The organism is Jannaschia helgolandensis (assembly GCF_900109285.1).
In the GTDB taxonomy this organism is placed as follows: domain Bacteria; phylum Pseudomonadota; class Alphaproteobacteria; order Rhodobacterales; family Rhodobacteraceae; genus Jannaschia; species Jannaschia helgolandensis.
The window spans coordinates 54,223-80,158 of sequence record NZ_FNZQ01000003.1 but is presented as its reverse complement, the minus strand read 5'-3'; the positions used below and the strand labels follow the sequence as shown (position 1 = coordinate 80,158).

Genomic DNA, 25,936 nt, shown 5'->3' with positions numbered 1-25,936 from the left:
CCATGACCAACGGCGGCCTCCCCCCCTATTACTTCCGCGTCAAGGACAACGGCGCGCTCGTCTTCCGCGTGGATGCCGAAAACCGGCAGCGGCGGCTGGAACTGAACCAGATCGCCACGATCAATATCAACAACGGGTTAGTGAAGCCGCAGGGCGACACCGAGCTGACTGAAGCCGATGAAGACGCTATCGCGGACTGGATGGTCGCACGGACGGCGGAGTTGGCGGCACGGGACATCGATGACATCCTGCGGGCTGTCGATCACCTGAACCTGACGGCGCATTGGGTACAGTCGCGGGCCACGGACGCGCAGTTGGATGCGGTGACCGACCGTCTGTTGTTGGCGATGCATGATCTGCGGACCGTGCTGGTCAAGAAGCGGGCGGATCGGGTGCTGAAGGACTGACGGGTGACATCGCCCGAACGCTCGCCTAAGCGTTTGCGAAACCCGGAGGGTCGCCCATGAAGATCGCCACATTCAACGTCAACGGCATCAAGGCCCGCTATGAGACCGTGGCCAACTGGCTGCGGGACGACGCGCCCGATGTCGCCGTGTTGCAGGAGATCAAGTCCATCGACGAAGCCTTTCCGCGAGAGTTGGTCGAGGATGCGGGTTACGAATTGCACACCCATGGGCAAAAGGGATTCAACGGCGTGGCTCTTCTGTCGAAAACGCCGGTAGAGGATATCTCGCGGGGTCTGCCGGCCTTGGACGGGGCGCATGACAACGACGACGATCAGGCCCGCTATATCGAAGGCACGGTAATCGGAGAGACCGGTGCAGTGCGGATTTGCGGGCTGTATCTGCCGAACGGCAATCCGGCGCCGGGGCCTAAATACGATTACAAACTGGCGTGGATGACGCGGCTGGAGGCGCGGGCGAAGGCCTTGCTGGCCGAAGAAACGCCGTTCCTGATGACCGGGGATTTCAACGTCATCCCCGACGCCCGCGACGCCGCCCGACCCGCGGCGTGGGAGAAGGACGCGCTGGGATTGCCGCAGACGCGATCCGCATGGCGGCGCATCCTGAACCTTGGTCTGACCGAGGCGTTCCGGGCAAGAACGCAGGCTGCGGGGCACTATAGTTTCTGGGATTATCAGGCCGGTGCCTGGAACAAGAACGATGGCATCCGCATTGATCATTTCCTGCTGTCGCCTGCCGTGGCGGACCATATGCGCGATTGCACGATCCAGGCGGATATGCGGGGCCGCGAAAAGCCATCGGATCATGTGCCGGTCTGGCTGGATCTGGATTTATAGAACGGGACCTCCGGCGGGAATATTTCAGGGGTATAGACGGGAAGGTCCGGGACGACATCCCCGGACTGGACCTTATCGGGCCGGGCGCGCATCTAGGGGCAGATTTGCCTGACAGGATGACCCCATGCGCCATATACCCCTCGGACGTCACGACACGATTTCGGAAATCATGCTGGGGACGATGACCTTCGGCACCCAGACGCCGCAATCCGACGCCCACACCCAGATCGACATGGCCTGTGACGCGGGTGTGACGTGGCTCGACACCGCTGAGATGTATCCTGTGAACCCGGTGCGCGCGGAGACCCTTGGCCTGACCGAGGAAATCGTCGGCAACTGGGTCGCGAACGGCGGTGCCGGGCGAATCAAGCTGGCCTCCAAGCATTCCGGAGACGGGTCGCATGCGCGGGGCGGCGCGCCGATCACCTCCGAGAGCATTCCAAAAGCCATCGAGGGCAGCCTGAAGCGGCTGAAGTCCGAGGCCATCGACCTGTACCAGTTCCACTGGCCGAACCGGGGCAGTTTCCAGTTCCGAAAATACTGGACCTACCGTCCCGAAGGCACGCGCGATACGATTCTGCAGAACATGGCCGATTGCGTGGGCGCGCTGGAGCGGGAGGTGTCGCGCGGCACCATCAAATCCTTCGGCCTGTCCAACGAATCAACCTGGGGCATGGATCAGTGGATGATGCTGTCGTCGGACGAGGACGGCGGGGACGGCCCCGCCCGCCCGGTGTCCATCCAGAACGAATATTCGGTTCTGTTCCGCCTGGCCGACACCGACATGGCCGAGATGATGACCTATGAGGATATCACGATGCTGGCCTTCTCGCCGCTGGCGACCGGGCTGATCACCGGTAAATACCAGAACGGCGCGGTGCCGGAGGGATCGCGCAAGTCGCTGAACGAAAATCTGGGCGGACGCTGGTCGGATCGTGTCGAGGGGACGGTTGCGGCCTATCTGGACATGGCGGCAGAGCACGGTATCGACCCGGTGCACATGGCGCTGGCGTGGTTGCAGACGCGGCCCTTCAACTGCTCCGCCATTCTGGGTGCCACGACGGTTCCGCAACTGGAGCATGGGTTGAAGGCGCAGGACATGGTGCTGTCGGACGAACTTCTCGCGGCCATCGACAATCTGAACAAAGCGCATCCATTGCCCTATTGAGGGCCGGTGGCCCGGTCAGCCGAGGTTCAGCGCCGCCAGCCAGCGCTCGACCCGCGCCCGGTTCACGCCGAAATCGTACTGACCGTATCGCGACCGGCTCCAGATATTCAGGCGACTGTCCATTCCGTCGGGCCTGGCCGAGACCGAGATGGCGTCGGGGAAGCCGATGATCCGGCTACGCTGGACATAGGTTATCAAGCCTTCGTCCGGCGATCCGGCCAGACGTGTCACCCCCACTTCGGCCATCGCCACGGCGTCAATACGGGACAGCAGGTCGGCGGGCGGCACATCCGAGACGATGGCAGGCCGGTTGCCCCCGTCTGCCACCAGATAATCGTTGGGCTTGCCGGACCGGATCGCCTTCGTTGGATCGACGTTCCAGACGGCCGGGTCCGTCGGGGCGATACGAACATAGGTCAGACCGAGAGCTGTCAGCCCCACAGCGGCAAGAACGAGTGAACGAATGATCATGCCGCCTCAGTTAGCGTGAACTTTTCATTTGTCATCTCAGCCGACCCTCAGGATTTGCAGGTCGGCGACATTCGTTCCGGTCCCGCCTGTCATCAGAAGGTCACCGGACGCCTGAAGCATCGGATAGCTGTCGTTGGCCTCCAGCCCAGCCGTAATATCAATACCGGCATCCGCGATCCGGGCCAGCGTGCCGTCGTCGACCAGCGCGCCCGCCGCATCCGTGGGGCCGTCGCGGCCATCGGTTCCCCCCGACAGGAACGCCCATGGCCGGGGGCACCCGCGCAGGGCTAATGCAACGCGCAACGCCAGTTCCTGATTGCGGCCGCCGCGCCCGTCGCCACGCAGGACCACGGTGGTTTCCCCGCCCCATAAGGTCATGCCGGGGCCTGCCGCGACGCGCGTGGCGACGACGGCGGCAGCATCGGATACATCTCCCTCCAGAGGGGTTTCGATCAGGGTCGCATCCGGGGCGGCAGCCAGCATGGCTTCTGCCGACAGCCGGTTCGATCCGATCAGGCGCGTGGTTCCGCCGGGAACAGCGGCGGCAGCGGGGCGCGACAGGACCGTGCGACAAACTTCCGGCATCCGGTTCCACAGATCGTGGCGCCGCAACAGATCGCGCGCCGCTGCAGGGTTGCCAAGCGGAGGGACCGTGGGACCGGAGGCGATGGCCGCCAGATCGTCGCCCACCACATCCGACAGGATCAGCGCGTCGATCGTTGCCGGGGCTGCGGCACGGGCCAACCCGCCCCCCTTGAGGCGGCTCAGGTTCTGCCGGATCAGGTTCATCGCCTTGATGTCCAGCCCAGCGCCCAGCAACAGGCGCGACACTTCGGCCTTGTCGGCCAGACTTACGCCATTCACCGGGGCCACTGCCAGCGCCGATCCGCCGCCAGAAATCAGCGCAAGGCACCGTTGCCCTGCCCCCAACCCGTCAGCGGCATTCAGCATCGCCTCTCCCGCCGCAAGGGAGCCTTCGTCCGGCACCGGATGCCCGCCGACCATGACCGTCGCGCCGGACAGGTCGGCGGCGTTTTCGGGGTTGGTCACGACCAGACAGGAGACGCCGGGAAATCGGTCAAGCGCCGCGCGCGCCATCGCGACCCCGGCCTTGCCCAGCGACAGGATCAGGTCCGGGGTCGGCGCATCCCGCAATGCCGTGCGAACGGCCCTGTCGGGTTCGGCGCGCGTCACGCCTGCCATGAATATATCGATCAGTCCGTCGCGCATGCGGCCCCCCCTGCCGTATTTGTCACCCATGGGCCATGCCGCACGACGGGCCGTCAAGGGAGAGTTCCTGCTCGAGCACAGCACTACAGCCAATCAGTTCGGAAACCTTTGGTTTAAATTGTGAGTATGCGTTGCCAAGGATGGTTTCACCCGCCTCACTGCGCTGATGCTGTGCAGTCTCGCGCATATTTTTAAGCAGGTTGCGGTATAGCCCGCCTCATCGCGCCTAACCCTTCCTATGGGCTGTGACTGAACCGGTTCAGCAGCGCCCAATATGGAAAGCCCAGAACTGCAGTTCGCCACATGGCGCACCGAAATCTGCTCTTCCTTTCTTGGCTGATCTCACACGTCAGATGCGCCACTTAACGCTGGTAGAATTACGCCAAACAAGACTGAAGGTCGCCAGTATGGGACTGGATGGACCTTATAGAAACTACCAATGCTAGCTGTGCGACCGTGATCATTCGCGCGATATGCGAAACTTCCCAATTCAGGCTTCGCTGTCTTGATCGGCATCAACTCCAACGGAAGTCCGTCGTGCATTCAATATCGTGCGTATGGACGCAAAATGGAGAACACAGAGATGTCTTACAACATTACAATGCGCGGCGTGGTCGCGGCATCTGCAGTAATCACCGCCTTGATTGCCGGGACGGCAGCTCTGGCCGACCCTGATGACGATAGTCGCGACGACGACAGGGTTCAGATCATGCCGCTTGGCATTGGAACCTATGGCGGCATGAACATGATGGCTCGGCCTATCGATAGCAATTCGGACGGGATCGTCAGTGCCGCCGAAGCGTCCCAGCATGCCAGCATTGGGTTTGCCCTGTTCGATAGGGACGATGATGGCCAGATTTCTGAAGACGAATATCTGGACGGCGCATCGTCGGCCATGCCGATGGGGCGGCGCAACGTGGAACGGCGTTTCGTAAATCGGATTGCGCGTTTCAAGTCCATGGACACCGACACCGACACGAACGTCACATTGTCCGAGTTCATGGCGAACGTTCAGGCGAACTATGAAGCCGCTGATGCAAACGGCGATGGCAACGTCACCGTTTGGGAATTCCGCGCACAGCAGAACCCGTTCTGACGCGGGTCGCCAGGGCGGCGTAGCTGCCCCGCATTTCGACACCGGGTCAATCGGCACCGGGTCAATCGGCTCGGGCTGCGGGGTAGCAACAGTCGCGGCCCACGGGTTATGGCACAACCTTGAGTCCGAAGTGCCGAAGTAGCCTTTGCAAAGACATTTTCAGCGCGATCAGGCTCTGCTGAATGGTCTTCGGGCCAACACGTGCGGCGGCGTATCATTCGTGACTACCAATCAGGTCATGGAATTTATCGAAAACACGCGAAATGGGCCGGGAGATAGAGGCCTGTAGTGTGAACAGAAAATCCACATGAACGAGGCCAGGTATGGTGCGGGTGAAGGGACTCGAACCCCCACGCCTTGCGGCGCCAGAACCTAAATCTGGTGCGTCTACCAGTTCCGCCACACCCGCCTGGGGACGCCATAGCATCCCGGAACAGAACCCGAAAGGGCCGCGAAGAGTCCCGCTTTCTGCCCAGATCCTGCCTCAATTCGGGAGCATCAAGTTTCCATTGCCATAATAGCCCTGCCACAAATTCTCTTTCAAAGACGCTGAACCGCCACGCCATCTACAGACTGGATCACTGCCATGACCGTCCAACTTCGTCAGAATGCCGAAAAACTCGCGTTTCACGCCGCTGCCGTGGCCGCACCAGATGTCATCGCCAAGGGTGGCATTGCCCGCGGAACGATCATTCTGACCGCCAGCGGCGAAGTTGCCGTCGAAGCGTTGAAGACCGGCGATCGCATCATCACCCGTGAACGCGGCATGGCCGTCCTGACTTCGGTTATCACGCATACTGCACCGGCCTGCACGATCCGCACCGACAGCCTGGGCCTCGGTCGCCCCGAGCGGGATACGACCGTTGCGTCCGATCAGCATGTCGCCGTCCGCGACTGGCGCGCCGAAGCCCTGTTCGGTGCCGATGCCGCATTGGTGCCCGCCCGTCGTCTGGCCGACGGCAAGCATATCGCCGCATTCGGAGAAGCCGAATTCTTTCGTCTCGATTTCGGCACAGCCCTGACGATCTATGCCAATGGACTGGAAACCCCTATCGGTCGCACTGAAACGGGTGTTATCGAGATCGATCCGGCCGACTGACCGACCGCATTCAGGGCTGGCAGGCCTTCTGATCATTGACCCGGCGCACTGCGTCCGGGCCTTTTTTATTGCTGTTAACTATTTTGTAACACTTTTGCCGAAGGCTCGGGATGTGGCGCATAAATTTGATGCGCGATGGATTGGCGGGGCCTAGGGTCATGTCAAGAAAAGCGAACAATCGCGCGAGCAGTAAAATGACAGTGATGAGTCCAGGACCATCTTCGGTTGGCATTCCGGTGATGGGCAAGCTCAGCCTTCGCCATGCGCTTCCTTCCGGCAGTAGGGTGCTGAGCGCACGAGGCGAAGTTCTGATCGAAACGCTGACCCCCGATGACCGCGTCATCACCCGCGACCGCGGCATGATGCCGGTGCGCGACGTTCTGCGACTGACGATGCCGCGCGGCGCTCCGATGGTGCTGATCCCGGCTGGCGCGATGGGACGGGGACGTCCGGAACGCGATGTGACCCTGCCCCCGGATCAACCTGTCGTGCTTCGTGACTGGCGCGCCCGCACGATTTTCAACGCGCGCGAGGCAAGGGTTGCCGCCGCCCGCCTGACCGACGGTTCGGTCATCCGCCCGGTGACATCGAGCGGCGGCACGGTCTGGTGCATCCTCCTCGACCGTCCTTCGGCTGTCTATGTCGATGGGCTGGAACTGGTGTCCGGCGCGCTGGATGCGATGAGCCCCTGACGTCAGTCGTTCTGCAACAGTGCTTGCAGAACCTGCGGTAACGTCTCGGGCAAATCTTCGGCAATCAGACCGGGACCGAACGTCCGCGCCGCCTCGACATGCAGCCATGCAGCGGAGGAGGTGGCATTTATCGGGCAACTTCCGCGCGCCAACATTCCGGTGATGATCCCGGCCAATACATCGCCTGACCCCGCCGTCGCCAGCCACGGCACGGCCCTGTCATAAACTGCGGTATTGATGCAGGCCCCGCCCGAGGCATCCGCGATCACCGTATCGGGCCCCTTGAACAGCACCGTGCAACCAGCGCGCGCCGCCGCGTCGCGGGTCGCGTCGACCTTGGAATAGGCGGGCCCCTTGGTTGCGGGCGCGTTCAGCCGGTCGGAAATGTCGGGAAACAGCCGCGCGAATTCGCCGCCATGGGGGGTTAGTACGCAGCCGTCGTGCAATCCGGCAAACGGGTCGTCGCGCCCGGCCAGCACGGTCAGCGCATCCGCATCCAGCACCACCCTGCGCTTGGACGCCAGCGCCACATCCATCAGGTCCGACGTCCGATCCGACACCCCCATCCCCGGCCCGAGACAGAGCGCATTTATACGCTCGTCCTCCAGCAACCCGGCCAGCGCCTCTCCGTCATCGCAGCGGCGCAACATGATCGAGGTCAGCTGCGTCGCGCATTCCATCATCGCAGAGCCAGGAGCCGCACAGGTCACCAGTCCTGCCCCGACACGCAACGCCGCACGGGCCGACAGACGTGCGGCCCCGGTCCGGCCCATTCCGCCGGTCAGGATCAGGGCGTGGCCGTGATCATATTTGTGCCCTTTGCTTCGTTTGGACAGACCGACTGGCAAATCGATCAGCCGGATATGATCGCGCCACGCCCCCGTTTGCGTCAGACCAATGCCGATGATGCAAAGGGTTCCACAGTGTCGTGGGCCGTCAGCCAAATAATGTCCGGCCTTCGGTCGGTGGAAGGTGGTCACAAGATCGGCGGCGACGCAGGATGCGCGCGATCCTTTGGCGGCATCGGCACCGGCGGCACGAAGGATCTTCCCGCTGTCGGCGCAAATGCCTGACGGGATATCCAGCGCTACGACGTAAGGAAAGAAAGGCGTGCGATCCTCGCGTGGTAGCCCACGTCCACCATCCGCCGCATCGCAGACATCGCGCAGTGTCTTGCCCAAGGCGCCCAGCGGCCGCGTCAGGCCCGTCCCGAAAAGGGCATCGATGATCAGCGATGTCCCATCCTTGAACGGCAGGCCATCGGTCGGAAGCGTCCGCACCTGACCTATCTTGCACCACCGTTCATAATTCGTCCGTGCGTCAGGTGGCAATTTCCCGGCATCCCCATAGAGGAACGCATCTACATCCCACCCCTTTCCGGTCAGCACCCGAGCCACCACGAACCCGTCGCCGCCGTTGTTGCCCGGCCCGCACAGAATCATCGCACGACCGGGTGCCCGCTCCAGTTCTGGCCACATGGCCTCAATCGCGGCGACCGCGCCCTGGCCCGCCCGCTCCATCAATTGCAGCCCGGTGATCTCGCCCGCATCGATGGCGGCCTGTTCGATCGCGCGCATCTGCGCAGCCGTCAGCAGGAGTTCGGACATATGTTTTCCAATCGTCTATAAATTAGGCGTGGCGTTTAATTTTTAATCACGTCGGGACGATTCACATGCGACCGGGACCCGTCTCGCAGCCTATGCGATTGTCCGTCCCGGTCCAGACTGCGAAGCCAAGCCCGACTCCGGGAGGACTGAATGAAGAAGATCGAAGCCATCATCAAACCGTTCAAGCTGGACGAGGTGAAGGAAGCCCTTCAGGACATCGGTATTCAGGGGCTCTCCGTTACCGAGGTCAAAGGATTCGGGCGCCAGAAGGGTCACACCGAATTATACCGTGGTGCCGAATATGTCGTCGACTTTCTGCCGAAGGTGAAAATCGAAGTCGTGCTCACAGAGGATCTGGTCGACCCTGCGGTCTCCGCGATCATCGCCGCCGCGCGCACCGACAAGATCGGGGATGGCAAGATCTTTGTATCGTCCGTCGAACAGGCCATTCGCATCCGCACCGGAGAGACCGGCGAAGACGCGATCTGAATTCCACTAACAACTGATACTACACGGAAAGGGACGCCACATGTCCAATGCCCTGCTGAAGATGATCAAAGACGAGGAAGCGGAATACGTCGACGTCCGTTTTACTGACCCGCGCGGCAAGTTGCAGCACGTCACCGTCGTATCCGACCTGGTGGACGAGGACTTCATCGAGGAAGGCTTCATGTTCGACGGCTCCTCGATTGCGGGCTGGAAGTCGATCGAAGCTTCCGACATGAAGCTGATGCTGGACGTGGAGAGCGCTTATGTCGATCCGTTCTATGCGGAGAAGACGATCTGCGTTCACTGCTCCGTGGTGGAGCCGGACACCGGCGAAGCCTATGACCGTGACCCGCGCGGCACCGCCGAGAAGGCCGAAGCCTATCTGATTTCGTCGGGTATCGGCGACGTGGCCTATATGGGACCCGAAGCCGAATTCTTCCTGTTCGACGACGTGCGGTATTCCAACTCGATGAATTCCGTCGGGTTCGAGGTCGATGCCGCCGACGCCTCGTGGAACACGAACACCGAGTACGAAATGGGCAACATGGGCCATCGTCCGGGCGTCAAGGGTGGCTACTTCCCGGTCAACCCGACCGACTCGGCTCAGGACCTGCGCTCCGAGATGCTCTCGACGATGAAGCGCATCGGCATGAAGGTCGACAAGCACCACCACGAAGTCGCCTCATGCCAGCACGAGTTGGGCCTGATTTTCGGCTCGCTGACCAAGCAGGCCGACGAGATCCAGAAGTACAAGTACGTGATCCACAACGTCGCCCACGCCTATGGCAAGACCGCCACGTTCATGCCCAAGCCAATCGCGGGCGACAACGGCACCGGCATGCACGTGAACATGTCGATCTGGAAAGACGGCAAGCCGTTGTTTGCGGGCGACCAATATGCCGATCTTTCGATGGAAGCCCTGTATTTCATCGGTGGCATCCTGAAGCATGCCAAGGCCCTGAACGCCTTCACCAACCCGGCTACCAACAGCTACAAGCGCCTGATCCCTAACTTTGAGGCGCCTGTCCTGCGTGCCTATTCCGCGCGCAACCGGTCCGGTTGCGTCCGCATCCCGTGGACCGAGTCGCCCAAGGCCAAACGCGTCGAGGCCCGCTTCCCTGATCCGGCGGCGAACCCCTACCTGTGTTTCTCTGCCCTGCTGATGGCCGGTCTTGATGGCATCAAGAACAAAATCCACCCCGGCGAGCCGTCGGACAAGGATCTCTACGACCTGCCTCCGGAAGAGTTGGCCACCATCCCGACCGTCTGCGGCAGCTTGCGCGAGGCGCTGGACGAACTGGAGAAGGACCACGACTTCCTGATCGCCGGCGATGTGTTCACCCGTGACCAGATCGAGGGCTACATGGCGCTCAAGTGGGACGAGGTTCACGCCTACGAGCACACGCCCCATCCGATCGAATACCAGATGTACTACTCCTGCTGACAACTTGGCAGGCTGCGTGCCTGCCGGTTTCAACAACAACGGGGCGGCCTTCGGGTCGCCCTTTTTGTCTGGCTTGATAAGGCCAACCGCGACCATGCGATAGGTCCACAGCCTGCATCCGGCTGTTTCGCTTTACCTGCATCTGATGCGTGGCGCACACTCATCCGCGACGACGAGCGATCGGCCCGGCTGTCTGTATGCCCCGTCGAGGCGGATCGGCCCCATGCCCAGTCGACATCAATCTCGGATCGCAGCTCTTTGATCCTTATCTATATTTCTACTTTCGCGCCGGAGGACCCAATGCCCGCATTCCTGAAGAAAGCCACCCGCACTGCCGAAACCGGCGCGGCGGATGTCACCCGCACGGTTGCAGATATGCTGGCGCAAATCGAAGCCGGGGGCGACGCGACGGCGATGGAATGGGCCGGCAAGTTGGACGATGCGCCGGGCAACCCCGTGCTGAGCCGCGCAGATATCGACGCTGCGACGGCCCAATTGTCCGACCAGGTGCGGCAGGATATCGCCTTTGCCCATGCCAACGTCCGCCGCTTCGCCAAGGCGCAACGCAAAACCCTGACCGAGACGCAGATCGAGCTTTTGCCCGGCCTGAGCACAGGCCAGAAAGTCATCCCTGTCACGGCAGCAGGAGCCTATGTTCCAGGCGGGCGATACGCCCATGTCGCCAGTGCGATCATGACGGTGACCACCGCCAAGGTCGCGGGCGTCAGTCATGTCACCGTCGCATCGCCACCGCGCAAGGGTGGTGGTATCGACCCCGCGATCGCCTATGCGGCCGACCTGTGCGGCGCGGACACGATCCTTGCCATGGGCGGCGTGCAGGGTATCGCGGCGCTGGCGTTTGGCCTGTTCGGCGCACCCAAAGCATCCATATTGGTGGGGCCGGGCAATCAGTTCGTGGCCGAAGCCAAGCGGCTTTTATTCGGGCGCGTCGGTATCGATATGGTCGCCGGACCGACCGACAGCCTGATTATTGCGGATGCGACAGCCGATCCTGATATCGTGGCCGTCGATCTGGTCAGTCAGGCCGAACACGGTTGGAACTCTCCGGTCTGGCTGGTCACCGATTCCGAAACTCTGGCGCATGACGTGATGAACCGGATGGGCGCGCTGATTGCGGACCTGCCGTCACCCAACCGCGAAAGTGCCGAGGCCGCCTGGCGCGATTTCGGCGAAGTGATTCTCTGCGCCGACCGCGAGGAAATGGCGAAGGTTTCCGACAACTACGCGCCCGAACACCTGTCGGTTCAGGCCGCCGACCCGGAGTGGTGGATGGATCGGCTGACCTGCTACGGCTCGCTGTTCCTGGGCGAGGAAGTGACCGTGACCTATGGCGACAAAGCATCGGGCACGAACCACGTCCTGCCGACCAGCGGCGCGGCGCGATATACCGGCGGGCTATCGGTTCACAAGTTTCTGAAAATCGTGACCTGGCAGCGCGCAACCCGCGATGGCGCGCGGCCCGTCGCCGAAGCCAGCGCCCGGATCAGCCGGGTCGAAGGAATGGAGGGCCACGCCCGTGCCGCAGATGTGCGCCTGAAAAAATACGGCCAGATGTGAGAGTTCACGAAACACGGCATGTCAACGATCCCGCCTCATGGCTTGCGTCGACTGTGCCACCCCTCTTTGCTGCTGAAATATTCCGGGGGAGCAGGGCTGCCCCCCGGCTTTCGCATCACATCTTCAGACGTTCGCCGGTCGGGTCATACATCGGTCTGAACGACACGTCCGCCGAGTGTCGACGGCCTGCCACTTCAATTTCATAGGGCGACGACAGGCAATCCTCGACCGACTGCCCTTCGCAGGGCACATATCCAAGTCCGATGGCGCCGCCCAAGGTGTGCCCATAAGCCCCGGATGCAATGTGGCCCACGATCCTGCCATCCCGTACAATCGGCTCGTTGTGATAGAGCATCACGTCCGGGTCATTCATCCGGAACTGTAACATCCGACGCTTCAGCCCCTCCTCCCGTTTTCGCAATACCGCATTGCGACCATTGAAGTCGGCTTTCTTGTTTACCTTGACCGCAAACCCCAGGCCCGCTTCGACCACGTGATCCTCGGGGGTGATATCGTGCCCCATGTGTCGGAAGGCGCGTTCGATGCGGCAGTTATCCATCGTGTGCAGACCGACGGGACGCGCGCCGGTTTCCGCCTCGATCAATGTCTCCATGACATGCGCCGCCATATCGGACGGGATATAGATCTCCCAACCCAATTCACCGACGTAGGACACCCGGTGCGCGCGGGCGAGGCCGAGCCCGATGTCGATGTCGCGGGCGGTGCCGAAGGGAAATGCCTCATTCGAGAAATCGGCGGGGCTGATCGACTGCAATACCTCGCGCGATTTCGGCCCCATGACGGCCAGCACCGCTTCGCCCGCAGTGATATCGGTGATGAATACAGCATCGTCAGGGTCTTCGAAACGGCGCAGCCACGCGATGTCTTTGACCAGCGTCGCGGCCGGCGTGACCATCAGATAGCTGAACTCCGACAGGCGGGTGACGGTGACGTCCGCTTCGATCCCGGCGCGGGAATTGAGCATCTGAGTATAGACGATCTTGCCGTTCGGGACAGACATGTCACCGCCGCAGACCCGGTTCAGGAAGGCTTCGGCGTGCAGGCCGTCGATCTTGATCTTGCCGAAGGATGACATGTCGTAGAAGCCGCAACCATTGCGGATCAACCCATGTTCATGCGCGGCGTTGCCGAACCAGTTCTGTTTGCCCCAACTGTATTCATATTGCCGCGGCTCGCCCGGAAAGGCGAACCAGTTGGCGCGTTCCCAGCCTGCAAACTCGCCGAAAACCGCGCCCAGATCCGCAAGTTGCGCGTGGAACGGAGAGCGTCGAATGCCGCGTGCCGTTGCCTTCTGTCGATACGGCCAATGGTCGGCATAAAGCAGCCCCAGCGTTTCGGACGCGCGTTCTTTCAGATATCGACGGTTGCGCTGGAACGTCTGGTTGCGGGCGACGTCCACATCGACCAGATCGAAGGGCATTTCACCATCCTGCATCCATTGTGCCAGCGCCATGCCTGCGCCGCCCGCCGATTGGATGCCGATCGAATTGAAGCCAGCCGCAACCCAGAGGTTCGGCACTTCGGGCGAGGGGCCGAGGTGGTAGGCATCGTCAGGGGTGAAGGATTCCGGACCATTGAAGAACGTGTGGATACCCGCGTTGGCCAGCATCGGCAGCCGTTCGATCGCTTTCTCCAGAATCGGTTCAAAATGATCGAAATCTTCGGGCAGCTGGTCGAACTCGAAGCTTTCGGGAATGCCGTTCATGCCCCAGGGCTTGGACACCGGCTCGAACGCACCCAGCAGGATCTTACCCGCATCTTCCTTGTAGTAGGCACATTCATCAGGCACGCGCAGCACCGGCAGGCGGGTCAAATCGGGAATGGCTTCGGTCACGATGTAGAAGTGCTCGCAGGCGTGCAGCGGGACATTGACGCCCGCCATCTGCCCGACCTCATGCGCCCACATGCCACCGCAGTTGACGACGTGATCGCAGGTAATCTTGCCTTGGCCGTCGCTGCCGCTCCAGTGAACCGCACTAGCGGTGCGATGGTCGGTGTCGATACCGATGACGCGTGTATTTTCCAGGATTTTCGCGCCTTTTTGCCGCGCACCCTTGGCCAGTGCCAGCGCGATGTTGGCCGGGTCGCCCTGTCCGTCACCAGGCAGCCAGACACCGCCCGTGACACCCTCCAGGTTTATGTGCGGATATTTTTCGCCGACCTGATCCGGCGTCAATTCCGATACCTCGACTCCGAAGGCGCGGGCCATGGAGGCGGTGCGAAGGAGTTCCTCGCGCCGCGCTTCATTCAGCGCGACGGAGACCGAGCCGTTCTGGCGGACGCCGGTGGCGATGCCCGTCTCCTCCTCGAGTTTTGCATAGAGGTCGGCGGAGTATTTCGCCAATCGCGTCGCCGGATTTGACGCCCGTAGCTGCGCAATCAGACCCGCCGCGTGCCATGTCGTGCCGGATGTCAGGCGTTTGCGCTCCAACAGAACGACGTCGGTCCAGCCGAGTTTTGTCAGGTGATAGGCCACGGAACAGCCAATGACCCCGCCGCCGATGATGACGACGCGGGCGTGTGAAGGAACTGGATCTGTCATGCGCGGATACGCTCGTTTTCTGGGTCCCACAGGGGGGCGTCTGCATGAACGGCTGCCAAGACGCGACGACCGAAAATTTCAACCTCTACCTGTGTGTCTGGAGGCGCATCGGTGCAGTCCAGCATGGCCAGCGCAATGGCTTTCTGAACGCGGTGACCATATGCGGCGGATGTGATTTCGCCCACGATCTTGTCACCGATCCAGACAGGCGACATCGGCAGTGGATCATATGGGTGGTCATTCAGCGTCAGGACGGCCAGCTTGCGGGCGGGGTCATCGCCTCGATCTTCCTTGCGGATAAATCGGTCTGCACCGACTTCGCGCAGCGTATATCCGGGCGACAGATCGCTGCCCCAGGCACGATAGGCTTTTTCGATGCGCATCGAGTCGAGGGCGAACATCCCGAAGGGTGTCACGCCGTCCAGTGCTTCATGTATTACCTTGATGTCGCTTTGCAACGCATGGATTTCCCAGCCAAGTTCGCCTGCAAAACTAACCCGGTTCATGCGCGCGGTGCGTCCGGCAACGGTGGCATCCTGCACCGACAGCCACGGCAACGACAGATCGGCGTCGGTCACTTTGGACAGGACGTCGCGTGACGCTGGACCCGTCACCAAAAGACAGGCGATGTCTTCGGTCTGATCGATAAGGGTCAGTGTATCGGGCAGCGCGTGGGTCAGCAGATCACGGTCATGGTCACGGGCAATGGCCGCCGTGATCAGGGTGAATTGATCGTCGCCCGAGCGACTGACGGACATTTCGGTGGCGAATTTTCCGGTGGGACCAGTGAAATAGCACAGGGTCATGCGCCCTGTCTGCGGCAGATGACCCGCGATTTGTTCCGCCAGCCAATCGGCTGCACCGGGGCCGGACAGTTCGAACCGCGAGAAACCGGACAGGTCCAGTACGCCACACCCGTTTTGGACGGCCGCGACCTCTTCGGCCACACGAGCGTGCCACGGTCCATCGCGGCGCCACGTCTGGGCAGCTCCCCACGAGGTGTCGTCGCCGGGTCTGGCGAACCAGGTCGCCCGCTCCCATCCGCCGTAGGGGGCCATCTGCGCGCCCTGTGCCTTCAGCGTTTCATGAAGCGGAGAGATCAGGCGATCCGCCCCGGCGGGCCATCGGGCATGGGGAAAGTGCATGGCGTATTCGTGGCCGTAGACCTCTTCGGCCTTGGCGCGGCAATAGGTCGGATCGGAGGCATAGGCCCCGAAGCGGCGGGGGTCGACGTCGAAGCAATCCCAGTCGGGCGCGCCCTTGACGACCCAGTCGGCGAGCACCTTGCCCGCACCCCCGGCCTGCGCGATGCCGAAGGTGAAAACATTGGCATCAAATGCGTTTTTAACACCGGGCATTGGTCCGATCAGGGGCAACCCGTCCGGGGTATAGGGAATCGGGCCGTTGATGACACTGCTGACGCCCGCGCTTGCAAGGGGCGGTACGCGCTCCATGGCGTCGGCGATATAATCCTCCAACCGGTCAAGATCGTCCTGCCAAAGCTGAAAGCTGAAATCCTCGGGCATGTCGCCATTGGTCCATTCGGATCGGCACGCCCGCTCATACGGGCCAAGGTTCAGGCCAGTCTTTTCCTGTCGCAGGTAATAGCTGACATCCGGGTCGCGGATCATCGGCATCTTGTGCCCATGCTGCTTGGTCCATGCCACGATCTCCGGGATCGGCTCGGTCAGCAGATACTGGTGCGACATGACGGTCATCGGCAATGGCGGGCGGCCATGCGGCTCGAACCATTCTGCGACGCGGGCGGCGTAGTATCCGGCGGCATTCACCACCTTGTCGCAGGCAATATCACCTGCATCCGTATGCACGATCCAGCCGTCGCCGTCGCGGGTCACGCCCGTGGCCGGGCAGTGGCGGACAATTTTGGCACCCAGGTCGCGCGCACCCTTGGCCAGTGCCTGTGTCAACTGGGCCGGGTCGATGTCGCCATCCTCCGGGTCCCATAGCCCCCCGGTCAGATCATGCGTTTCACACATCGGATGGCGATTGCCGATCTCGGGCAGGTCCATCATCGACAGTTTCAGGCCCTGAAGGCTGCCCATTGCGCGCACATGCTCGAATTCCTGCATTCGCTCTGCGGTATGTGCCAGCCGTATTGCACCCGTGACGTGGTAATTCATCGGGTAATCGACCGCTTCGGCCAGCCCACGATAGAGCGCCATGGAATAGCGCTGGATATTCATCACGGCCCAGCTTCCAGCAAAGTTCGGGCAGTTGCCGGCTGCATGCCAGGTCGACCCGGCGGTCAGTTCGTTGCGCTCCAGCAGGATGCAATCGGTCCAGCCCAGCTTGGCCAGATGATAGAGGGATGAGACGCCAACGGCCCCCCCGCCGATGATGACCACACGGGCGCGGGCGGGCAATCTGGCGGCGGTGGCGGTGGCAGGCGTCGGTGCAGGATCGGGGGTGTTCATGGCGGACCTTGTGTCACGGACCCGGACCGGGCCGTTTGCAGACAGGTCCTGTGCGGGACCCGTGGCTAATCGACGACGGAGAGATCTGGCGGCGCATCCATCGCATCCATCAGCGTGACCGCGACGGACTTGGCCGTGCGATCGCCCCCGATCAGGGTCGTCGCTGTGCGGCGCAAGGCAGTTTGATGGGCCAATTCCGTGTCCTCTGGACGTGACGGTCGTTCAGGTCGACCTGTCGATCAAGTCCCCGCGACCCTCTGGACCTATGAGTTGCTCGTATCATAGGGCCAGAACGCAGGACGGTTGGATTGACGCGCGGGCTGCGCTACTCCGATTGAAACGCCCGACCGCGAGGGACACGCCATGGCCGATATCCTGATCCTCAACGGACCGAACCTGAACCTTCTGGGGCAGCGGGAACCGCATCTCTATGGTTCCGACACGCTGGTCGATGTCGAGGCGTCCTGCCGGGCGATGGACCTTGCCACGCTGGAGTTCCGGCAGTCGAACCACGAGGGACAACTGGTTGATTGGATACAGGAGGCGCGGGGCGCGCGCGACGGCATCGTCATCAACCCCGGTGCCTATTCGCATACGTCCATCGCCATTCTGGATGCGCTGAATGCCTATCAGGGGCCGGTCGTGGAGGTTCATATTTCCAACATCCACAAACGCGAAGCGTTCCGACACCACTCCTATGTTTCGGGGCGAGCCGACGCAGTGATCGCCGGTCTGGGGGTAGAGGGATACCGTGCGGCGCTGCGCTGGCTTGCGACACGTCTTGCCTGACGCCGTCGATCTGGAGACATTGGCCGATAAGCTGGTGGCGTTGCCACCGGGCCGACGGCTGATCGCCGTGGCGGGGCCACCCGCCGCCGGTAAGTCCACGGTAACGGAACCGCTGGCCGAAGCCATCGTGCGGCGCGGGCGTTCGGCGCAGGTCGTGCCGATGGACGGCTTTCATCTGGACAATGCAACGCTGGACGATCTGGGGCTGCGTGCCCGCAAAGGTGCGCCCGAAACCTTCGATGTGCCGGGCCTTCTGGCATTGGTGCGGGCGGCACGCGCGAACGGCTCCCCGATTTTCCCGACTTTCGACCGGGCGGCAGATGCAACAGTTCCGGACAGCGGGCGCCTGACAGCGGAGATCGCGATTTTCGAAGGTAATTACCTGTTGCTTGACGAAGATCCGTGGCGCGAGCTTCATCCGTTGTGGGATGCGACAGTTGCCCTGCAGGTGCCTGAGGCCGTGTTGCGAACACGTCTTGTGGAGCGTTGGGGGGCGCACGGATTGTCGCCCGAAGATTCGCTGGCGCGGGCCGAGGGCAACGATTTGCCGAACGCTCGCCGGGTGCTGACCGGATCCATCACGGCGGATCACGCTGTGGCGACAGGTTGACCTTGCCTGCGGGGCACGTCACGACGCGCTGAACCCCGCGAGGTCCGATGCAACGCCACACCCTGACCGCCCTGCCCGGCCTTGGCACGCTCGACGTCGACGATATCATCGACGTGCGTGCACCATCCGAGTTCGCCGAGGATCACATCCCCGGCGCGATCAATCTGCCCGCGCTGACGGACGAAGAGCGGGCGCGCGTCGGCACGATATATGTGCAGCAGGACCGCTTTTTGGCCCGCAAGATCGGGGCCGCGTTGGTGTCGCGCAACGTGGCCGCGCATCTGGAAGGGCCGCTGGCGGACCGCGACGGCGGCTGGCGACCGATGATTTATTGCTGGCGCGGTGGACAGCGATCCGGGTCGGTGGGCATCATCTTCGACCAGATCGGCTGGCGGGTGACTGTGCTGGAAGGCGGATACAAGGCATATCGACGGCTAGTGGTGGAGATGCTCTACGATCGGTCGCTGGGCCTGCGGATCGTGCTGATCGACGGCGGAACGGGCACGGGCAAGACGCAACTGCTGCACCATCTGGCCAAGGGCGGCGCGCAGGTCGTCGACCTGGAGGGTCTGGCGAACCACCGCGGATCGAATTTCGGTGGCTGGTCTGATGGGCAACCCGCACAGAAGATGTTCGAGTCGCGTCTGGCGGCGGCGCTGATCGGGCTGGACCCAGGCCGTCCGTTGTTCATGGAGGCCGAAAGCAACGCCATCGGGCGCGTTCTGCTGCCGCCAGCGATCTGGTCGGCGATGGCACGGGCCGAAGTCGTGCGCCTGCGGGCCAGCATACCCACACGCGCGGCATTCCTGACGACGACCTATCCTGACCTGATGGCCGATGCGGAGTTGCTGCGGCAGCGGATCGAGACGCTGCGCCCCTACCAACCGCGCGAACGGATCGAGACGTGGCATGCGTTGGCCACAGCGGGCGATTACACCGGGCTGGCCGAAGAGCTGATCGAGCATCACTACGACCCGCGCTATCGCCGCCCCGAGGCGTCGGGTCAGACGGAGATCGGGGTGATCGACCTGCCCGACATGACAGAAGCGGCGCTGGCCCGCGTGGCGCAGCAGGTCATCGACCTGACGGGCTAGGCGCAGACGATGCGGGGCGCGTCGTCGGTGAATCGACCGATGCGGGCAGCAACGTGACCTGCGGCGCAAAGTCGTTCGATCAGAAAATCGGCCTGGTTGGCGGGAACGGCGGCCAGCAGACCACCGGCTGTCTGCGGATCGTGCAGCAAGGCAAACTTCGGGTCTTGCGGGTCATGATATGTTACCGGCGCACCGCGCAGATTGTCGGCATGGAGCGAGGAAAAATGCCCCGCCGCAGACAGATCCAGCGCGCCGTCATAGACCGGCACGGCGTCCAGCACGATCTGCGCGCCCACACCGCTTGCCTTGCAGATCGCCAACAGATGCCCAGCCAGCCCGAAACCGGTCACGTCGGTCATCGCTTGCGCGCCGGACAGGATCGCCGCGGCATCGCCCTGTGGCGTCCCCATCCGCCGCAGCATGGCCTGGACATTTGTGCCGCGTGCCTGTCCGGCCATTTCAGCGGCCAGAATGACGCCGGTGCCGATGGGGCGCGTCAGGATGAGGGCGTCGCCGGACTGCGCACCGTCGTGGCCGATGGGATCGCCATCGCACAGGCCGGTCAGCGAAAAGCCGATCACCGTTTCGGAGCCCATGGTGGAATGACCACCGACAAGATCCGCGCCCGCCGCACGCATCACTTCGGATGCGGTGCGCAGGACTTCCGCAAGGGTCCGGGCCTGTAACGTCCTGGACATCCTTGGCAGGGTGACACTGGACAAGGCGGCCTGCGGGGACGCGCCCATGGCCCAGATGTCACCCAGGGCATGAACGGCGGCAATGCGGGTCAGGGTCACGGGATCGGCAGTAAAGGCACGCAGATGATCGGTGGTCATCACCTGTTTGCGCGCGCCATGTGCCAAGACGGCCGCATCGTCGCCGGGGCGCGACAACACATCGGCGCGGGCGGGCGGCGGCAATACGGTCAGGGCTTGCGCCAGTGAATCGCCCGCGATCTTGGACCCGCATCCCGCGCAGAGGGGTTTCGCGGTATCGCCGCCCAGCGCGCGCACTGCAGGAAGCCGGGGCGCGGGCATGGCGGGCAAATCGGTCAGCTTGTCCATGAAACTGCGGTCGATATGATCTTTCCAGCGCCAGAGCAGCGGCCCCGAAACCGTCAGCCCGCCCCGTTCCGCCAGGGCGGATTTTCCACCTAGTGAAATCAGCTTGAGATAGTGCTTCTGCGGATGAAAGGCGCGCATCTTGCCACCCGTCAAAACGGCGCGCAGATTGTCATGCAGGATCGGTGCCTCACGCACCGCGAATACCCCCGCCTTGGGTCGGGGCGCATGGGTCAGATGGGCGCAGTCGCCCACCGCGAAAAGTGTGTCGTATCCTTCGACCGACAGGGTTTCGGTCACACGGACAAAGCCGTTTTCCAAAGGCAACCCCGTATCCGCAATCCATGCATGGGGGCGGGCCCCGGCGCTGGCGACGGTAAAGGCCGCGGCGATGCGGCTGCCGTCCAACAGGGCGACGTGATCCGCCGCGATCCGCTCGACCTGCGCGCCGGTCCGCAGGGTGACGCCGAGCGCATCCATCGCTTGCATCAGCCTGGCGCGCGCCTTCGGGCCGGTGCCGGTGGTCTGATCCGCCGCTTCCAGCACTGTGATTACAGGTCTCTTGCTCACGTTGCGCAAAGCATGGGCCATGGCCAGCGACAGCTCGACCCCGGCAACGCCGCCGCCGATCACCGCCACCTCGGGGGCAGTGTCCCCGACCTCGATCGCGCGCAGGAAGGCGCGCCAGCGATTGGCATACTGTCCCAGGGGTTTGGCCCCGGTGCCATGATCGGCGAACCCTTCGATTTCCGGCATTTCCGCCGTAATTCCGACATCGAGCGAGGCCACGTCGTATTTCAGATCGCCCCAGCCTTCGATGTGCATGACGCGTGCATCGGCATCCAGCGCATCGACCGCCCCGTCGATCAGCCGCGCCCCGCAGAACCGGGCCAGCCGCACCAGATCAATGTCCAGATCATCGCGGCTGTAGTGCCCCGCGACATGGCCGGGCAACATGCCGGTATAGGGTGCGGTTGGCCCCGGATTGATCACGGTCAGCCGCGCGCCCGGAAGCGGCTTCATACCCCATCGGCGCATCACCAGAGCATGGGCGTGGCCGCCTCCGATCAGCACGAGGTCGCGGGTCAGGGGTATGTCGATCTGCATATCGGCGGCCTCGAGCATTGGGGTCGCACTGCTTTCCCGGATTGCAGGCCGCGCGTCAAATCCGCAGCGCAGGGGATGCCGATGTCTGACGCAGACGTGACGGCCAAGTCAGAGCCGACCGCGCGGGGCGCAGGTCGGCCTGTGCCATCCTGATCGTCTGACGTTTGCCGGGGCCTAGAGCGAGGCGGTGATCCCGCCGTCGACATAGACGACCGTGCCGTTGACGAAGCTGGACGCCTCGGAGGACAGGAAAATACAGGCCCCGACCAATTCCTCGACCTTGCCCCAGCGACCTGCCGGAGTGCGGTTCGAAAGCCATTCGGTGAACTTCGGATCCTCGACCAGCGCCTTGTTCAACGGCGTGTCGAAATAGCCGGGGGCCAGCCCGTTGCATTGCAGACCGTGCTTCGCCCAGTCGGTCGCCATGCCCTTGGTCAGGTTCGCGACGGCCCCCTTGGTGGCCGTATACGGCGCGATGCCGGGACGGGCGAGCGCGGACTGGACCGAGCAAATGTTTACGATCTTGCCAGCGCCACGCGCAATCATGTGGCGCGCGACCGCCTGACCGACGTGGAAAACGCTGGCGATATTGGTTTGCAGCAGACGTTCGAAAGCGTCGGCGGGGAAATCTTCCAACGCGGTGCGATGCTGCATCCCGGCATTGTTGACAAGGATGTCGATGTGTCCGGTGTCGGCCTCGAACCCGTCGATGGCGGTGCGGACGGCATCGTGATCGGTCGCATCGAAGGCCAGCGTTTCGACCGTCGCGCCTTCGCCGCGCAGGGTTTCGGCGGCCTGCATCAGTTTGTCCGCAGTCCTCCCGTTCAGGACGATGGACGCCCCTGCCGCCGCAAGCCCCCTGGCCAGTGCAAACCCGATGCCTTGTGACGATCCGGTGATCAACGCGCGCTTTCCGGTCAGATCGAAGAGGGTCGTGGACATGGGCGGGCTCCGCTGCAAGGTTGGGGTGCCCTTCCCCTTAGCGAGCCATCCCCATGAAATCCATCGTCATCCACGCCGCCCGCGACCTTCGCATCGAGGAGCAGGAGGTGTCGTCCCCCGGCCCTGGCGAAGTTCAGATCAAGATGGCGGCGGGCGGCATATGTGGGTCGGACCTGCATTATTACCAACATGGCGGGTTCGGCACGATTCGCCTGCGCGAGCCGATGGTCCTGGGGCACGAAGTGGCGGGCCATGTCACGTCCCTGGGCGAGGGTGTCACAGATCTGGCGGTCGGGCAGCTGGTCGCCGTCTCACCATCGCGGCCCTGCGGGCATTGCCGCTATTGTCTGGAGGGGGTGCCGAACCATTGCATGAACATGCGGTTCTATGGGTCCGCCATGCCGTTTCCGCATATTCAGGGTGCATTCCATCAGGTGCTGAACGCCGACGCAAGCCAATGCGCCGTGGCCGATGGCCTGACCGCCGGGGAGGCCGCGATGGCGGAACCGCTGGCCGTCACCCTGCACGCGACGCGGCTGGCCGGAGGAATGGTCGGCAAGTCGGTGCTGGTGACCGGCTGTGGCCCTATCGGTATCCTGTCCATCCTGTCGGCCCGCCGCGCCGGGGCGGATCGCATCGTGGCGACCGACCTGTCGGATTTCACCTTGGCGATGGCCAAGCGGATCGGTGCGGACGACGTGGTCAACATGGCTGACACGCCCGACGGGCTGGCCCGGTTCACAGGCGACAAGGGCACCTTCGACGTCATGTTCGAGTGTTCCGGCGCGGCGCAGGCGCTGGCAGCGGGCATCCCGGCGATGCGGCCTCGCGGCATCGTGATGCAGTTGGGGCTGGGCGGGGACATGAGCATCCCGATGCAGGCGCTGACCGCGAAGGAGCTGTCGCTTAAAGGCTCGTTCCGCTTTCACGAGGAATTTCAAACTGGTGTCAGCCTGATGCGCAAAGGCCTGATCGACGTCTCGCCGCTGATTACGCATACGCTGGGCATCGACGCGGCGGTTCAGGCGTTCGAAATCGCAAGCGACCGCAGTCAGGCGATAAAGGCGCAGATCGACTTCGGCTGAAGCGCACATTGCCATCGACGCCTGACTGCGGCAGCTTTGTTTCCGACCGGCATTTGCCGGACCACCCGAAAGGATCAGACGATGAAATCTGCAAAGGACTATCTCGAGGCGGCCAACGCCGAAGTGCCCCGTATCAAGGCAGCCGAGGCCATCGCCCACCACAAGGACGCAGACGCGACATTCGTCGACGTGCGCGACAGTGCCGACATCGCCAAGACCGGCACCATCGCCGGGGCCGTCCGTGTGCCGCGCGGGTTCATCGAATTCGCCGCAGACGATGCCAGCCCATATCACAATGCCGCGCTCAAGAAGGATGCGAAACTGTATCTCGTCTGCGGTGCGGGGGGTCAGGCGGCACTGGCGGGCAAGACGCTGACCGAAATGGGATTCTCCTCGGTCACGAATGTCGGTGGCATCGGTGACTGGAAAGAGGCCGGCGGCGCGATGGAAGACGCCTGAGTGTCTGGCGTGTCGGCGGGCTCAACCCGCCGTCACATCGTGATTGTAAAGCCAGTCGTAGCGGCCCAGCATCGCGGTCGGCCGGATGACGTTGAGCGTACGCAGCGCCCCATGGCCGAGAATGCGTTTCGCCCCTGACAGATGATAATTCCGGGCGTTTGACCGGGCCACGGCCAATGCGCGCGCAACGCGGGGACGGCGCGCCGCCTCCCACCCTGCCGGATCGTCCAGCATGGCTGCCAATGTCAATGCGTCCTCCAGCGCGAGGTTCGCGCCCTGCGCCAGAAACGGCAGCGTCGGGTGCGCCGCGTCCCCGATCAACGTGCAGGCCCCGCGCGTCCACCGCGGCGTTGCTCCATGATCCATCAGGCCCCACAGATGCACGGTTTCGACCCGGTCCAGCAACCTACGGATCGGGGTGGCGTACCCGGCGAAGGCGGCGCGCAGATGCGCGGGGTCGTCGGTATGCGACCAGCCCGCCTCGGTCCATGCAGTCCGTTCCTCGACCGCCACGATGTTCAGCGCCCGGCCGTCGCGCAGGGGGTAGCAGACCAGATGACGGCCGTTTCCGGTGTGGATCTGCGCCTCCGCTGGCCATTGATCGACCGGGACGATGGCACGCCATGCGACCTGTCCGGTAAAGGCGCCGCGGTGGTCCGGCTCAACAAATGCCCTTGCCCTGCCCCGTGCACCGTCAGCCCCGATCAGTCGGGCCGTGGGCATTGCGGTATCTTCGCTCAGGTGCAGGGCTCGCCCGCCATCCGCGATGTCGGTGACCCTGGTATCGAGCCGAAGCGTTACACCCACATCGGCGGCACGGTCGGCCAGTGCGGAGATCAGGTCGGCCCGGTGGATCAGCCGGAAACCGGGACCGAGCGGCATTCGGATCACGGATTTTCCCGAGACCCCGTCGATCACGTGGACAGCGCGGCTTGCAATCGCGCGGGGCGTGACACCCAGGGCCGCCAGCACGCGCCCGCCGTTCGGCGCGATCTGCAACCCTGCACCGATATCCGTCAGTGCCGCTGCCTGTTCGATCACTGTCACAGAGCGGCCCCGTTGCGCGCAGGCAACGGCCATGGCCAGCCCGGCAATTCCCGCGCCCAGAACGGTGACGTCGGACGCCAAGACCGCAGAGGCGATCATCGGATCAGTCGTCGCGGTGGACCTTCTCGCGGCGTTCGTGCGTTTCCTGCGCCTCGACCGTCATGGTGGCGATGGGGCGGGCATCCAGACGCTTGAGCGAAATCGGCTCACCGGTCTTTTCGCAATACCCGTATTCGCCATCCTCGATCCGGCGCAGGGCCGCATCGATCTTGGTAATCAGCTTGCGCTGCCGGTCACGTGTCCGCAGTTCGATCGACCGATCGGTTTCCTCGGACGCACGGTCAGCGATGTCCGGAATGCTTCGGGCGGCACCCTGCAGACCTTCCAGCGTGCGCTCGGTCTCTTCCAGAAGGTCGGTTTTCCAGGCGTTCAGCTTACGGCGGAAATACTCCGTCTGACGCTCGTTCATGAACGGCTCGCCCTCAGCGGGCGTGTAGTCGGATGGGAGAAAGGTTTCGGCTTTCATAGTCGTCGCTCCTTCGCACCGGTCCGTTGCAGGTTCTGTCTTAGGCGATGAACCGAACCGGGCCCTCTATCGCCGCGCTTACA

The 25,936-nt window shown here is 63.2% G+C and carries 24 protein-coding genes and 1 tRNA gene; 14 read left to right on the top strand and 11 right to left on the bottom strand.

Annotated elements, in window-relative coordinates; all coding sequences use genetic code 11:
• Window positions 1-2 precede the first annotated feature (2 nt).
• The 3 genes from BMY38_RS09350 to BMY38_RS09340 all read left to right on the top strand — a co-directional run bounded on the left by BMY38_RS09350 (window position 3) and on the right by BMY38_RS09340 (window position 2,429).
• Window positions 3-407 (top strand): hypothetical protein, encoded by a 405-nt coding sequence (locus BMY38_RS09350; RefSeq protein ID WP_092762168.1) that lies wholly within the window; start codon window positions 3-5, stop codon window positions 405-407.
• Between the two features lie 56 nt (window positions 408-463).
• Entirely contained in the window at window positions 464-1,261 is a 798-nt protein-coding gene (gene xth / locus BMY38_RS09345; protein ID WP_092762166.1) for an exodeoxyribonuclease III, read from the top strand.
• Window positions 1,262-1,385: 124 nt separating this feature from the next.
• Window positions 1,386-2,429: an aldo/keto reductase gene (locus tag BMY38_RS09340; RefSeq protein WP_092762164.1), complete on the top strand. Its 1,044-nt coding sequence runs from the start codon at window positions 1,386-1,388 to the stop codon at window positions 2,427-2,429.
• 15 nt (window positions 2,430-2,444) lie between these two features.
• On the opposite strand, the gene BMY38_RS09335 is transcribed toward BMY38_RS09340, so the two are convergent.
• Entirely contained in the window at window positions 2,445-2,900 is a 456-nt protein-coding gene (locus tag BMY38_RS09335) for a DUF1499 domain-containing protein (protein WP_092762162.1), read from the bottom strand.
• A gap of 36 nt (window positions 2,901-2,936) precedes the next feature.
• Window positions 2,937-4,130 carry a glycerate kinase type-2 family protein gene (locus BMY38_RS09330; RefSeq protein WP_092762160.1) on the bottom strand — a complete coding sequence of 398 codons (1,194 nt, stop codon included), beginning with the start codon at window positions 4,128-4,130 and terminating at the stop codon, window positions 2,937-2,939.
• 505 nt (window positions 4,131-4,635) lie between these two features.
• Between BMY38_RS09330 and BMY38_RS09325 the strand changes: the two genes are divergently transcribed.
• Window positions 4,636-5,226: an EF-hand domain-containing protein gene (locus tag BMY38_RS09325; RefSeq protein WP_139204690.1), complete on the top strand. Its 591-nt coding sequence runs from the start codon at window positions 4,636-4,638 to the stop codon at window positions 5,224-5,226.
• A 324-nt stretch (window positions 5,227-5,550) separates the two neighbouring features.
• Here the strand turns inward: BMY38_RS09325 and BMY38_RS09320 are convergent.
• Window positions 5,551-5,635 (bottom strand) — tRNA-Leu (locus BMY38_RS09320).
• Between the two features lie 177 nt (window positions 5,636-5,812).
• On the opposite strand from BMY38_RS09320, the gene BMY38_RS09315 reads away from it, so the two are divergent.
• Together BMY38_RS09315 and BMY38_RS09310 are read left to right on the top strand one after the other, a co-directional pair.
• The gene (locus BMY38_RS09315) at window positions 5,813-6,325 is read left to right on the top strand and encodes a Hint domain-containing protein (protein ID WP_092762155.1); all 513 of its coding nucleotides are present in this window, start codon (window positions 5,813-5,815) and stop codon (window positions 6,323-6,325) included.
• 194 nt (window positions 6,326-6,519) lie between these two features.
• Complete coding sequence (locus tag BMY38_RS09310; protein WP_175495832.1) at window positions 6,520-7,017, top strand: Hint domain-containing protein; 498 nt, start codon at window positions 6,520-6,522, stop codon at window positions 7,015-7,017.
• A 2-nt stretch (window positions 7,018-7,019) separates the two neighbouring features.
• On the opposite strand, the gene BMY38_RS09305 is transcribed toward BMY38_RS09310, so the two are convergent.
• A complete protein-coding gene (locus BMY38_RS09305; RefSeq protein WP_092762151.1) occupies window positions 7,020-8,624 on the bottom strand; it encodes an NAD(P)H-hydrate dehydratase in 1,605 nt (534 codons plus the stop codon).
• Window positions 8,625-8,774: 150 nt separating this feature from the next.
• On the opposite strand from BMY38_RS09305, the gene BMY38_RS09300 reads away from it, so the two are divergent.
• The 3 genes from BMY38_RS09300 (at window position 8,775) to hisD (ending at window position 12,135) form a co-directional block, all read left to right on the top strand.
• Window positions 8,775-9,113 (top strand): P-II family nitrogen regulator, encoded by a 339-nt coding sequence (locus tag BMY38_RS09300; RefSeq protein ID WP_092762149.1) that lies wholly within the window; start codon window positions 8,775-8,777, stop codon window positions 9,111-9,113.
• 40 nt (window positions 9,114-9,153) lie between these two features.
• A complete protein-coding gene (gene glnA / locus BMY38_RS09295; RefSeq protein ID WP_092762147.1) occupies window positions 9,154-10,557 on the top strand; it encodes a type I glutamate--ammonia ligase in 1,404 nt (467 codons plus the stop codon).
• A gap of 300 nt (window positions 10,558-10,857) precedes the next feature.
• Window positions 10,858-12,135: a histidinol dehydrogenase gene (gene hisD, locus BMY38_RS09290; protein ID WP_092762145.1), complete on the top strand. Its 1,278-nt coding sequence runs from the start codon at window positions 10,858-10,860 to the stop codon at window positions 12,133-12,135.
• 115 nt (window positions 12,136-12,250) lie between these two features.
• Here hisD and BMY38_RS09285 read toward each other — a convergent pair whose 3' ends face one another.
• The 3 genes from BMY38_RS09285 to BMY38_RS18560 all read right to left on the bottom strand — a co-directional run bounded on the left by BMY38_RS09285 (window position 12,251) and on the right by BMY38_RS18560 (window position 17,327).
• Window positions 12,251-14,698 (bottom strand): GcvT family protein, encoded by a 2,448-nt coding sequence (locus tag BMY38_RS09285; RefSeq protein WP_092762143.1) that lies wholly within the window; start codon window positions 14,696-14,698, stop codon window positions 12,251-12,253.
• Window positions 14,695-17,133 (bottom strand): GcvT family protein, encoded by a 2,439-nt coding sequence (locus tag BMY38_RS09280; RefSeq protein ID WP_092762141.1) that lies wholly within the window; start codon window positions 17,131-17,133, stop codon window positions 14,695-14,697. Before BMY38_RS09280 ends, BMY38_RS09285 begins: the two co-directional genes overlap by 4 nt.
• Window positions 17,134-17,198: 65 nt before the next feature.
• Window positions 17,199-17,327: a hypothetical protein gene (locus BMY38_RS18560; protein WP_281243215.1), complete on the bottom strand. Its 129-nt coding sequence runs from the start codon at window positions 17,325-17,327 to the stop codon at window positions 17,199-17,201.
• A 169-nt stretch (window positions 17,328-17,496) separates the two neighbouring features.
• Between BMY38_RS18560 and aroQ the strand changes: the two genes are divergently transcribed.
• From aroQ to mnmH, 3 genes are read left to right on the top strand one after another with little or no spacing between them, the layout of a single operon-like run.
• Window positions 17,497-17,922: a type II 3-dehydroquinate dehydratase gene (aroQ, locus tag BMY38_RS09275; protein WP_092762139.1), complete on the top strand. Its 426-nt coding sequence runs from the start codon at window positions 17,497-17,499 to the stop codon at window positions 17,920-17,922.
• Entirely contained in the window at window positions 17,915-18,532 is a 618-nt protein-coding gene (locus BMY38_RS09270) for a nucleoside/nucleotide kinase family protein (RefSeq protein WP_245737558.1), read from the top strand. Before aroQ ends, BMY38_RS09270 begins: the two co-directional genes overlap by 8 nt.
• 47 nt (window positions 18,533-18,579) lie before the next feature.
• Window positions 18,580-19,626, top strand: coding sequence for a tRNA 2-selenouridine(34) synthase MnmH (gene mnmH, locus BMY38_RS09265; protein ID WP_092762137.1), 1,047 nt, complete (start codon window positions 18,580-18,582; stop codon window positions 19,624-19,626).
• On the opposite strand, the gene selD is transcribed toward mnmH, so the two are convergent.
• The gene (gene selD, locus BMY38_RS09260) at window positions 19,623-21,794 is read right to left on the bottom strand and encodes a slr1591 family oxidoreductase (protein ID WP_092762665.1); all 2,172 of its coding nucleotides are present in this window, start codon (window positions 21,792-21,794) and stop codon (window positions 19,623-19,625) included. The genes mnmH and selD overlap by 4 nt on opposite strands.
• A gap of 174 nt (window positions 21,795-21,968) precedes the next feature.
• Window positions 21,969-22,736, bottom strand: a complete 768-nt coding sequence (locus BMY38_RS09255) for an SDR family oxidoreductase (protein ID WP_092762135.1) — start codon at window positions 22,734-22,736, stop codon at window positions 21,969-21,971.
• A 53-nt stretch (window positions 22,737-22,789) separates the two neighbouring features.
• Here BMY38_RS09255 and BMY38_RS09250 point away from each other — a divergent pair, with 53 nt between their 5' ends.
• On the top strand, window positions 22,790-23,821 hold the full coding sequence (locus BMY38_RS09250; RefSeq protein ID WP_092762133.1) for an L-idonate 5-dehydrogenase: 1,032 nt from the start codon (window positions 22,790-22,792) through the stop codon (window positions 23,819-23,821).
• Window positions 23,822-23,902: 81 nt separating this feature from the next.
• On the top strand, window positions 23,903-24,280 hold the full coding sequence (locus BMY38_RS09245) for a rhodanese-like domain-containing protein (protein ID WP_092762132.1): 378 nt from the start codon (window positions 23,903-23,905) through the stop codon (window positions 24,278-24,280).
• Between the two features lie 21 nt (window positions 24,281-24,301).
• Here BMY38_RS09245 and BMY38_RS09240 read toward each other — a convergent pair whose 3' ends face one another.
• The gene (locus BMY38_RS09240; protein ID WP_092762130.1) at window positions 24,302-25,426 is read right to left on the bottom strand and encodes an FAD-dependent monooxygenase; all 1,125 of its coding nucleotides are present in this window, start codon (window positions 25,424-25,426) and stop codon (window positions 24,302-24,304) included.
• A gap of 4 nt (window positions 25,427-25,430) precedes the next feature.
• Window positions 25,431-25,853: an RNA polymerase-binding protein DksA gene (gene dksA / locus BMY38_RS09235; protein ID WP_092762128.1), complete on the bottom strand. Its 423-nt coding sequence runs from the start codon at window positions 25,851-25,853 to the stop codon at window positions 25,431-25,433.
• Window positions 25,854-25,936: the final 83 nt, after the last annotated feature.